The sequence below is a fragment of the Massilia sp. 01N410 genome, from assembly GCF_056399665.1.
On the sequence record NZ_JBFTRV010000002.1, the window covers coordinates 216223 to 227396 of the forward strand.

6 protein-coding genes are annotated in these 11174 nt (G+C 63.9%); 3 read left to right on the top strand and 3 right to left on the bottom strand.

The annotated features are described in order from the left end of the window. Positions 1 to 111: 111 nt before the first annotated feature. Positions 112 to 3009 carry a TonB-dependent receptor plug domain-containing protein gene (locus AC1DOP_RS03610; protein ID WP_442122700.1) on the top strand — a complete coding sequence of 966 codons (2898 nt, stop codon included), beginning with the start codon at positions 112 to 114 and terminating at the stop codon, positions 3007 to 3009. A gap of 110 nt (positions 3010 to 3119) precedes the next feature. Continuing rightward, positions 3120 to 3884 carry a type I methionyl aminopeptidase gene (map, locus tag AC1DOP_RS03615; protein ID WP_477249848.1) on the top strand — a complete coding sequence of 255 codons (765 nt, stop codon included), beginning with the start codon at positions 3120 to 3122 and terminating at the stop codon, positions 3882 to 3884. Between the two features lie 102 nt (positions 3885 to 3986). Here the strand turns inward: map and AC1DOP_RS03620 are convergent, their stop codons facing one another. The 3 genes from AC1DOP_RS03620 to tkt form a co-directional block, all read right to left on the bottom strand. Continuing rightward, positions 3987 to 6863 carry a TonB-dependent receptor plug domain-containing protein gene (locus AC1DOP_RS03620; protein ID WP_442122698.1) on the bottom strand — a complete coding sequence of 959 codons (2877 nt, stop codon included), beginning with the start codon at positions 6861 to 6863 and terminating at the stop codon, positions 3987 to 3989. 249 nt (positions 6864 to 7112) lie between these two features. Further along, positions 7113 to 8123 (bottom strand): type I glyceraldehyde-3-phosphate dehydrogenase, encoded by a 1011-nt coding sequence (gene gap, locus AC1DOP_RS03625; RefSeq protein WP_442122697.1) that lies wholly within the window; start codon positions 8121 to 8123, stop codon positions 7113 to 7115. Between the two features lie 98 nt (positions 8124 to 8221). After that, positions 8222 to 10216 carry a transketolase gene (gene tkt, locus AC1DOP_RS03630; RefSeq protein ID WP_442122696.1) on the bottom strand — a complete coding sequence of 665 codons (1995 nt, stop codon included), beginning with the start codon at positions 10214 to 10216 and terminating at the stop codon, positions 8222 to 8224. Positions 10217 to 10352: 136 nt separating this feature from the next. On the opposite strand from tkt, the gene AC1DOP_RS03635 reads away from it, so the two are divergent. Next, positions 10353 to 11081, top strand: coding sequence for a 16S rRNA (uracil(1498)-N(3))-methyltransferase (locus AC1DOP_RS03635; protein WP_442122695.1), 729 nt, complete (start codon positions 10353 to 10355; stop codon positions 11079 to 11081). Positions 11082 to 11174 lie beyond the last annotated feature (93 nt).

Below are 11174 nucleotides of genomic sequence, written 5' to 3' on the forward strand. Positions count from 1 at the left end.
CCTAACCCTAGGAGTTTTGCAATGATGATGGAAAAAGTCTTATCCCGGTCGATCCGCCTGATCTGTCTGGGTGGCGTTGCTCTCAGTGTGAACGCTACGTATGCGCAGGAGATGCAGACGCAGCAGGGACAGAACCAGAGCGGTGCCGCACAGCAGCAAGCTGCAGCGGCAACCCAGACGCCGACGCAGGCACCCGCCGCGATCCAGCGTGTGGAAGTGACCGGTTCGCGCATCGCCTCGCCGAACGCCGATTCGCCGTCGCCGCTGCAGGTGCTGTCCGCCGCCGACATCGCCGCGTCCGGCGCCACCAACCTGCAGCAGGTGCTGCTGGAAAACCCGACCATGGGCTCGCCGGCGATCAGCCGCACCAACTCGGCTTTCCAGACCGCCAGCGTGGGCGTGTCCACCGTCGACCTGCGTAACCTGGGCATCTCGCGTACCCTGGTGCTGGTCAACGGCCGCCGCTTCGTTTCCGGCATCCCGGGCGAATCCGCAGTCGACCTGAACTCCATCCCGACCGACTTCATCGAGCGCGTCGAACTCCTGACCGGCGGCGCCTCCGCAGCCTACGGCTCCGACGCCGTGGCCGGCGTGGTCAACATCATCACCAAGCGCAACTTCAACGGCCTGCTGCTGGACGCCCAGGCCGGCCAGAGCTCCCACCACGACGACCTGAAGCGCAAGTTCTCGCTGACCTTCGGCACCAGCAACGACGACGGCTTCCTGATGGGCCACCTGGGCTTCACGCGCCAGGGCCAGGTCTGGTCGCGCGACCGCGAAGCCTCGGCGATCGACCAGAACTCGAAAATGATCAGCACCCGCAATCCGGCCGACGCTTTCACGCCGATCCGCCCGTTCTACTCGAGCTATGCACCGCAAGGCCGCTTCTTCCATGATACCGGCAGCTATACTTACGATGCGCAGGGCAACGTCATTCCGTGGAACCAGAACGGCACCAACGGCGTCGGCGCGACCGGTTTCAACCGCTCCTTCTACCGCTCGATCGCCGTGCCGGTCGACCGCTACCTGTTCGCCACCAACGGCGAGCTGAAGATCACGGAGCGTACCCGCGCCTTCATGGAAGGCACCTATGCCTCCAGCCGCGTGTCCTCGACCATCGAGCCGTTTGCACTGGGCGCGGAAAATATCTTCCCGACCACCGGCCAGGTCCCGGCCGCCTCGATGGTCAACGGCAAGCTGGTGAAGAATCCGCTGGTGCCGCAGTACCTGTACGACCGCATCAGCGACACCGACGGCGACGGTATCCCGGACTACTACTTCACCCGCCGCCTGTCGGAAGTCGGCACCCGCAGCAGCACCGCGGACCGCGACACCTTCCGCTTCGTCACCGGCCTCAAGGGAGACTTCGATGCCTGGAAGACCTGGAACTACGAAGTGTACGGCGCCTACGGTCAGACCAAGGAAGCCCAGCAGTCGACCGGCCAGGTCAATGTCCTGAACTTCGCCAACGCACTGCAGGCGATTCCGGGCGAGAACGGCGGTCCGCCGGTCTGCGCCAGCGCCGATGCGCGCGCCCAGGGTTGCGTGCCGATCAATGTGTTCGGCTTCAACAGCATCACGCCGGCCGCGCTGGCCTACGTGACCGCACCGGGCTCGCTGGTGACCCGCACCACCCAGAAGCTGGTGGGCGGCCAGATCAACAGCGAAATCTGGGACCTGCCGGCCGGCCCGCTGGGCATCGCCGCCGGTTTCGAATGGCGCAAGGAACATTCGGAAGCCGTTCCGGATGCCCTGACCCAGGCCGGCCTGAACGCCGGTAACGCGACCCCGCCGACCTCGGGCGACTTCAGCGTCAAGGAAGTCTTCGTCGAAACCCGCGTGCCGGTGCTGAAGGGCCTGCCTTTCGTCAAGGAACTGAACTTCCTGGGCGCCTTCCGCCACGGCGACTACTCGTCGGTGGGCAGCACCAACAGCTGGAACGCCGGCTTCGAATGGTCGCTGGTCGACGACGTCAAGTTCCGCGGCACCCGTTCGCTGTCGACCCGCGCGCCGAACATCAACGAGCTGTACCAGGCCCCGAGCCAGGACTTCCCGTCCGGCATCGTCGACCCCTGCCTCGGCGTGACCGCGACCTCGAACGCAACACCGTATGACGCACTGTGCCGCGCCGCACCGGGCGTCTCGGCGAACATCGCCGCCAACGGCAGTTTCACGCAGAACCAGGCCGACCTGCAGGGCATCAGCGGCTTCAACCGGGGTAACCCGAACCTGAAGGCGGAAAAAGGCCGGTCGACCACCGTCGGCGTGGTCTGGACCCCGCGTTCGATCGACGCGCTGAAGCGTTTCACCTTCACGGCTGACTACTTCAACATCAAGATCGCCGATGCGATCGTGAGCACCGATCGTGCGTTCATCCTGACGAGCTGCTACAGTGGTTCGAACCCATCGTTCTGCCAATTCATTACCCGCCGCCCGGCAGCCACCGGCAACAACAGCGCCGGCTCGCTGCAATATATCGACACCGCCGTGTCGAACAGCGGCACGCTCGGCACCGAGGGTATCGACCTGACGGCTTCCTGGAATGACCGCGTCGGCCCTGGCCGTCTGTCGACCAAGCTGGCGTACACCTATGTGAAGCAGGGCTACACCACGCCGCAACCGAATTCCGACCGCAATCAGTTCGCCGGCGAACTGGGCGCGCCGAAGAACAAGGCACTGTTCGACATCGGCTACAAGTGGAACCAGCTCAGCGTGAGCGCGACCATGACCTACCTCGGCCGCTCTTCGCTGGATGACCAGTTCCTGGCTGGCTTCAAGCTGCCGGCGAACTCGATCAAGGTCGGCTCGCGTACCTACACCGACCTGCAGGCATCGTGGGCCCTGATGAAGTCGACCGAGCTGTACTTCGGCATGAACAATGCGTTCAACCAGAAGGCGCCACCGATCATCAGTGGCCTGCCGGGCGACAGCACCGGTACCGAAACGGATGCCAGCACCTACGATCCGATCGGCCGCCGTTACTACGCAGGTATCCGCGTGAAGCTCTGATCGCTTCCCTGCGGGGATGATCCAGGAACGCCGGGTTCGCCCGGCGTTTTTTTATTCGCGGTTATCATAGAGGGATGCCGGCGCAGGGCCGGCCATCACACTCTATATACATGGTCATCAAACTCAAGAACGACAAGGACATCGCCAAGATGCGCGTCGCCGGCCGCCTGGCCGCCGAGGTGCTCGACATGATCTCCGAACACGTGGTGCCCGGCGTCTCCACCGAGGAGCTCGACCGGCGCTGCAACGAATACATCCGCAAGGTGCAGAAGGCGACCCCGGCCAACGTCGGCTACCACGGCTTCCCGAAGACCCTGTGCACCTCGGTGAACGGCGTGGTCTGCCACGGCATCCCGAGCGAGAAGGAGGTGCTGAAGGACGGCGACATCATCAACATCGACGTCACCGTGATCAAGGACGGCTGGCACGGCGACACCAGCCGCATGTACTTCGCCGGCACGCCCTCCCCCGAGGCGAAGCGCCTGGTCGACGTCACCTTCGAGGCCATGATGGCCGGCATCCGCGTGGTGAAGCCGGGCGCGCGCCTGGGCGACGTCGGCCACGCGATCCAGACCCTGGCCGAAAAGGCCGGCTATTCGGTGGTGCGCGAATACTGCGGCCACGGCATCGGCCGCGTCTACCATGAAGACCCGCAGGTGCTGCATTACGGCCGCCCGAACACCGGCCTGCTGCTGAAGGAAGGCATGACCTTCACCGTCGAGCCGATGCTGAACGCGGGCGACGCCGACGTCGAGCAGCTCGACGACGGCTGGACCGTGGTGACGGCGGACAAATCGCTGTCGGCGCAGTGGGAGCATATGATCGCGGTGACGAAGAATGGCTTCGAGATCCTGACGCCCTGGCCCAAGCGGTAATTTCGGCGGAACACCCGCGCAAAACGAAAAAAGCCCGCGGGCAAACATCCGCGGGCTTTTTGCTGCCCGTCCGGCAAGCCGGACGGGTGACTCAAGCAGGAATCACTTGAAGATGTAGCGTGCGCTCAGGCTGAAGTAACGGCCGTACGGGTTGTGCAGGGTTTCGTTGTAGCCGGAAGCCGTGTAACCCGGATCGTACGGAGCCTTCTCGTCGAAGATGTTCTGGATGTTCAGGCTCATGGTCCAGTTCTTCAGGCCGGTGTACGTGTAACCCAGGCCGAAGGTCAGCCATTCCTTGACTTCGCAGCGCGGGTAGTAAGTCGTGTACAGCGGGATGGTGTTGCTGCCCTTGGTGCTGTACTGGCAGAACGGCTGCGCGTAGGTGGTGTCGCCTTCCCAGATACGCAGGCGGGAAACCTTGCCCACGTAGTTGGCCGACAGGTTGACCGCGTGGTCGCCATAGCGCCAGGTGGTCGAGACGTTGCTCTTCCAGCGCGGGGTCGCGCTGCCGGTCGACAGTGCCCAGTCGCGGACGCTCGGGAACGAACCGGCCAGGTTGTGGATCGGATCGCCGGCGAAGGTCTGGATGTAGAGGGTGTCTACATAGGTCGAACGCAGGGTGGTCGACAGCGAGCCCCACTGGCCAAGGTTCTGGCGCAGGTGAGCTTCGATGTCGGCGCCGCGCAGTTCGGTCATGCCCTGGTTCTGCCACGGCAGGAACAGCATGATCAGCGGACCGGTGCCCGGGATCGGCTTGCCGTTGGCGTCGGTGATGAAGTTGACCGGGTTGGTGTCGCGCACCACGTTGGCCGGCACGCGGTCTTCGTTCTTCAGTGCGTCATACGAGCTGCCCAGCACGATCTCGTTCTCGCGCTTGATGCGGTAGAAGTCCACCGACACGTCGAACTTGGTGCTCGGCGACCAGACGAAGCCCAGGTTGTAGCTCTTCGAGGTTTCCGGCTTCAGGTCCGGGTTGAAGCCGCCGGAGCCGCCCACGCTCTTCGAGCAGTCGGCGGTGGTGCCGTTGGGCTTCGGGGTGACCTCGTCTTCGTTGCAACGCTTCGGATCCCAGGTGCCGTTCAGGAAGAACTGGGCGCCGCCCGGCACGACCTGGCTCAGCGACGGTGCGCGGAAGCCTTCCGCGTAGGTGCCGCGGATCGCGAAGGTGTCGGTGACGGTCCACTTGCCGCTGATCTTCGGCACATAGTTGGTCTTCAGGTTCGGATATTTGTCGGCGCGGCCGGCAAAATCGAACTCGAGGTTCTTCAGGACCGGCAGGCGCGCCTCGACGAAGGCCGACTTGACGTTGCGCTCGCTGTTCAGGATGGTATTGGCCAGGCCGTAGATCTGGCCGCTTGCCACCAGCGGATCCGGGGTCAGGTTGATCTTTTCCTTGCGCAGTTCGAAGCCGGCCGCGAAGCCGATTGCGCCGCCAGCCAGCTGGCCGAACTCGGTGGTGGCCTTGCCGTCCCACTGCGTGATCTGCGACATGTTGTGGGTGACCACGTCATGACCGATGGTCGGGTCGGCCGCCACCGAAGCGATCGAAGCGCCGGCGTTCAGCTTGCTCAGGGTCGGCAGGTAGAGACGGCCGTAGTTGGTGCTTTCGTTCTCGGCACGGTTCCACAGCAGCGCGGATTCCCAGTCCCAGCCGAAGTGCGTGCCCTTGACGCCGGCCAGCAGGCGCTTGCCCTCGTTGATAGCCTGCGAACCGCCGCGCAGGTTGACGAAGCGGTAGCCGAGCGAAGCGCGCGCATCCGGGAACGGGTTGTTCGGGTGGCCGATCGGCAGGATGGTCTGGTAGGAAGCACCCGGACCGTTGGCGGTCCAGTTGGTCACGACGCCGGTGCCGATGGTGATCGGCTCGCCGGTGTAGTCGCGGCGGGCGCGCGAATAGGCGATGTCCGCGAAACCGGTGACGTCCTTGCCCAGCTTCAGCTCACCGTGGGAGATGATGTTGGCATCGCGGCCATAGCCCTGGGCTTCCAGGTAAGGCGTGTTGTCGAAGTTACAGAAGGTGCGGCCCACCAGGGTGCTGGTCGGCAGCAGGCCATTGCCGGCAACGCTGCCGGTGATCTGTTGGCTGGCCGGGCAGCCCAGGTCGAACAGCATGTTGGTCGGACCGGTGGCCTGGGTCACGCCGAAGTTCTTGGAACCCGGACGGGTTTCCTTGTACATGGTCGGGTACTGCGACACCGAGCTGGCATACGGCGACAGGAAGCGGCCGTTCAGCAGCTTGAGCTGGTCGTATTCGACATCCTTGGCATCGCGGCGGGTGGTGCGATCACGCTGGTTCACGTCGGCGGTGATCATGAAGTTGTAGCCGTCGGTGTCCAGGTTGCCCTTGCCGAAGATGCCGTTGAAGCCTTTGCGGCGGAACAGGTTGTCGTCGTTCGCGCTGTAGCGTCCGGCGACTTCCACGCCTTCGTAGTTCTGCTTCAGGATGAAGTTGATGACGCCGGCGATGGCGTCGGAGCCGTACACGGCCGATGCGCCGTCCTGCAGCACTTCGACGCGCTCGATGGCCGAGATCGGAATCGAGTTCAGGTCGTACAGGACCGAGTTGCCGTCGTTCGGGTCGGCATACGGGGCCGGGGTGACACGGCGGCCATTCAGCAGCACCAGGGTCGAGGACGAGCCCAGGCCGCGCAGCGAGGCGGTGGCCACGCCCTTGGCGAAGCCGGAGCCGCTCTGGAAGTCCTGAGCGCCGTCGGTACCCATCGACGGCACGAACTTCATCAGTTCGGATACGGACGCGGCACCGGTGTTCTTGATGTCCTGTGCCGTCATGACGGCGATCGGCGAGGAGCCTTCCGTGTCGGTGCGCTTCAGGTTGGAACCCGTCACGACGACTTTCTGGATGTGGCTGCCAGTCGTGGTCTCGGTAACTGCACTGCCACTGCCACTTACGGTTTGGGCGAACGTGATCGACGTTCCCCCGAGCGTCATCGCCACGGCGATGACGCTACGTTTCAGCATGAGTTGCTTGTTCAAGTTAATCCCTCGGCATCTAGTTGTTATATGCATCACCTGTATGCACATCAAGAGTGTCGCTGAGGAAAATATTTTTTTGTACTGATTTGTATCAAATTATTACAAGAAAATGACCTTCGTTGTATTTTCGAAACATCTTTTTGCTAATATAGTATTTACAACTAGCATAAAACAACGCCCCTGGTCCGGTTTCCCAGTCCAGGGGCGTTTTTACTGCCGGTTAAATCTAACCGATTATTTCGCGTTCATCAGCGCGACGGTGGTATCCAGCATGCGGTTGCTGAAGCCCCACTCGTTGTCGTACCACGAGGAGACCTTCACCAGACGGCCCGAGACCTTGGTCAGGGTGGCGTCGAAGTTCGACGAGGCCGGGTTGTGGTTGAAGTCGACCGACACCAGCGGCTCGGTGTTGTAGGTCAGGATGCCTTTCAGCGCGCCTTCCGAAGCGTCCTTCATGATCTTGTTGATTTCTTCAACAGTCGTGTCGCGCTTGGCGATGAAGGACAGGTCGACGATCGACACGTTGATGGTAGGCACGCGGATCGCGTAGCCGTCCAGCTTGCCGTTCAGTTCCGGCAGCACCAGGCCGACCGCGGCGGCGGCGCCGGTCTTGGTCGGGATCATCGACTGGGTGGCCGAACGGGCGCGGCGCAGGTCTTCGTGCATCACGTCGGTCAGCACCTGGTCGTTGGTGTAGGCGTGCACGGTGGTCATCAGGCCGGTTTCCAGGCCGATGGCGTCGTGCAGCGGCTTGACCAGCGGGGCCAGGCAGTTGGTGGTGCAGGAAGCGTTCGAGATGACGGTATCGGTGCTCTTCAGCACGTCCTGGTTCACGCCGAAGACGATGGTGGCGTCGACATCCTTGCCGCCCGGGGCCGAGATGATGACTTTCTTGGCGCCGCCCTTCAGGTGGGCCGACGCCTTTTCCTTGGTGGTGAAGAAGCCGGTGCACTCCAGCACCACGTCCACGCCCAGCTCGCCCCACGGGATTTCGGCCGGGTTACGCTGCGCGAACACGCGGATCTTGTCGCCGTTGACGATCATGGTATCGCCCTCGACCACGACGGTGCCCGGGAACTTGCCGTGGGTGGTGTCGTAACGGGTCAGGTGGGCGTTGTGCTCGGCGTTGCCGAGATCGTTGATCGCCACGATCTGGATGTCCTGCTTCTTGCCGCCTTCGTAGAAAGCGCGCAGCACGTTGCGGCCGATGCGGCCATAGCCGTTGATTGCTACTTTGATCGTCATGTTTACTCCTGATTGAAAAAAATCTTATCGTCGAAGCATAGCGCGAGACGCTTGCCGCGCAGGCCGTCTCCGGGCCCGCGCGGCATCTACATCAAAACTCAAACCAGCACGGACTTGACCTTGCCGACCACGTTCTCGACGGTGAAGCCGAAGTACTTGAACAGCACCGGGGCCGGGGCCGATTCGCCGAAGGTGTCGATGCCGACCACGGCGCCTTCCAGGCCGACGTACTTGTACCAGAAGTCGGTCACGCCGGCCTCGACGGCCACGCGAGGAATTCCCTTGCCGAGGACGGCGGCCTTGTAGGCGGCGTCCTGGCGCTCGAACACGTCGGTCGACGGCATCGAGACCACGCGCACGGCGATGCCCTGGCCGGCCAGCGTAGCGGCGGCGTTCACGGCCAGTTCGACTTCCGAACCGGTGGCGATCAGCACGGCGCGCGGATTGTCGGCGTCGCGCAGGATGTAGCCGCCCTTGGCGATGTTGGCCACGGTGGTGGCGTCACGCTCCATGAACGGCAGGTTCTGGCGCGAGAAGATCAGGGTCGACGGGCCGTCCTTGCGCTTCAGGGACTCGCCCCAGGCCACCATCGATTCGGTGGTGTCGCACGGACGCCAGTTGTCCAGGTTCGGGATCAGGCGCAGCGAGGACACGTGCTCGACCGACTGGTGGGTCGGGCCGTCTTCGCCCAGGCCGATCGAGTCGTGGGTGAACACGAACAGCGAGCGGATCTTCATCAGCGCGGCCATGCGCAGCGCATTGCGGCTGTAGTCCGAGAAGGTCAGGAAGGTCGCGCCGAACGGGATGTAGCCGCCGTGCAGGGCGATGCCGTTCATCATGGCGGCCATGCCGAATTCGCGCACGCCGTAGTTGATGTGGTTGCCCGGGGTGCCCGAACGGACCGGGATCGATTCCTTCCAGTTGGTCAGGTTCGAGCCGGTCAGGTCGGCCGAGCCGCCCAGGAATTCCGGCAGCACGCCGGCCAGCGCCTGGATCGCGTTCTGGCTGGCCTTGCGGGTGGCGATGGTTTCCTTCTTCTCCAGCGTCGCAGCGATGGCGGCGGCCAGGGTTTCCTCGAACTTGCCCGGCAGCTCGCCCTTCATGCGGCGCTCGAATTCGGCGGCCAGTTCCGGGAATTGCGCGCGGTAGCCGTCGAACAGCTTGTTCCACTGGCCTTCGTCCTCGGCGCCTTTCTGCTTGTGGTCCCATGCTTCATAGATCGGGGCCGGGATGTCGAACGGGATCGCATCCCAAATCAGGTGTTCGCGCACGGCCGCCACTTCCTTCTCGCCCAACGCGGCGCCGTGCACCTTGTCGCCGCCCTGCAGGTTCGGCGAACCCTTGCCGATGATGGTCTTGCAGCAGATCAGGGTCGGACGGTCCGAGGTCTTGGCCTTGGCGATGGCGGCATCGACGGCTTCGACGCTGTGGCCGTCGACGTCCGGGATCACGTTCCAGCCGTAGGCCTCGAAGCGCTTCGGGGTGTCGTCGGTGAACCAGCCTTCGACCTTGCCGTCGATCGAGATGCCGTTGTCGTCGTACAGCCAGATCAGCTTGTTCAGGCGCAGGGTGCCGGCCAGCGAGGCCACTTCGTGCGAGATGCCTTCCATCAGGCAGCCGTCGCCCAGGAAGGCGTAGGTGTGGTGGTCGACCACGTCGAAGCCCGGACGGTTGAATTCCTTCGCCAGCAGCCACTCGGCCAGCGCCATGCCGACTGAGTTGGCAATGCCCTGGCCCAGCGGGCCGGTGGTGGTTTCCACGCCCGGCGTGATATGCACTTCCGGGTGGCCCGGGGTCTTCGAGTGCATCTGACGGAAGTTGCGCAGGTCGTCCATCGACAGGTCGTAGCCCGACAGGTGCAGCAGCGAATAATGCAGCATCGAACCGTGGCCGTTCGAGAGCAGGAAGCGGTCGCGGTTCATCCACCCCGGATTGCCCGGATTGTGGCGATAGTGGCCGTCCCACAGCGCAACGGCGATCTCGGCCATGCCCATCGGCATGCCCGGGTGGCCGGAATTGGCTTTCTGGACGGCGTCCATCGCCAGCGCACGGATCGCGTTGGCCATCAGGGTGGTGGTTTGAACTGGTTTCATGGATGTGGTAAGTCTGAGGATTGGAAAGCGGTGGTGCTGCAATGCATGAGCACTGCTGGTCTTAACCGGGTATTTTACCAGAGCATGCCGGCGAAGCCTTAAAATGCCGACTTCTTATATAGAGAGCTTGCCGTTCATGCCACGTTTCTACTGCCCCCAGCCGCTCATCGAAGGCGCGATCGTCGACCTGCCGGAAGCCGTCGCCCACCACCTGCACGTCGTGCGCCAGCAGCCGGGGGACGAGGTGGTGCTGTTCAACGGCGAAGGCGGCCAGGTTCGCGCGCGCCTGCGCGAGATCGGCAAGCGGCGCGCCAGCGCGGACGTGGTCGCCTTCGAGGACGTCGACGTCGAACTCCCCTACCCCGTCACCCTGGCCCAGGGCCTGCCCGAAGGCAGCACCAAGATGGACTGGATCGTCGAGAAGGCGGTCGAACTGGGCGTGGCCGCGATCCAGCCGCTGGCGGCGGCGCGCTCGGTGGTCAAGCTGTCGGGCGAGCGCGCGGAAAAACGCCAGGCGCACTGGGAAGGCGTGATCGTGGCCGCGTCCGAGCAGAGCGGCCGCAACCGGCTGGCGCGGCTGGCGCCACTGCAGGATTTCGGGCGCTATATCGCGCAGCCGCCGGACCAGCCGCGGATTTTACTGTCGCCGCGGGCGACGCAATCGCTGGCCGGCTGGGCGCGCGCCACGCCGCCCTGCCCGGTCACCTTCCTGATCGGGCCCGAAGGCGGTTTCAGTGCCCAGGAAGAGGATGCCGCCATCGCTGCCGGCGCACTGGCGTTGTCGATGGGGCCGCGGGTGCTGCGCACCGAGACCGCCGGGCTGGCGGCGCTGGCGACCTTGAACGCTGTCTGGGCTGAAGTATAAAAAAAGCCCACGGCGAACCGTGGGCTTTGCTTGATCAGGCGACTTGATCAGTCGGTGATCAGTCGGGGTCAGAGCCCACCCGTGAAAACCGGG

What these genes read in the sequence shown, in the direction of transcription:
- AC1DOP_RS03610 (WP_442122700.1), top strand. Translation starts at nt 112, where the DNA reads ATGCAGACGCAGCAGGGACAGAACCAGAGCGGTGCCGCACAGCAGCAA.
- map (WP_477249848.1), top strand. Translation starts at nt 3,120, where the DNA reads ATGGTCATCAAACTCAAGAACGACAAGGACATCGCCAAGATGCGCGTC.
- AC1DOP_RS03620 (WP_442122698.1), bottom strand. Translation starts at nt 6,863, where the DNA reads ATGCTGAAACGTAGCGTCATCGCCGTGGCGATGACGCTCGGGGGAACG.
- gap (WP_442122697.1), bottom strand. Translation starts at nt 8,123, where the DNA reads ATGACGATCAAAGTAGCAATCAACGGCTATGGCCGCATCGGCCGCAAC.
- tkt (WP_442122696.1), bottom strand. Translation starts at nt 10,216, where the DNA reads ATGAAACCAGTTCAAACCACCACCCTGATGGCCAACGCGATCCGTGCG.
- AC1DOP_RS03635 (WP_442122695.1), top strand. Translation starts at nt 10,353, where the DNA reads ATGCCACGTTTCTACTGCCCCCAGCCGCTCATCGAAGGCGCGATCGTC.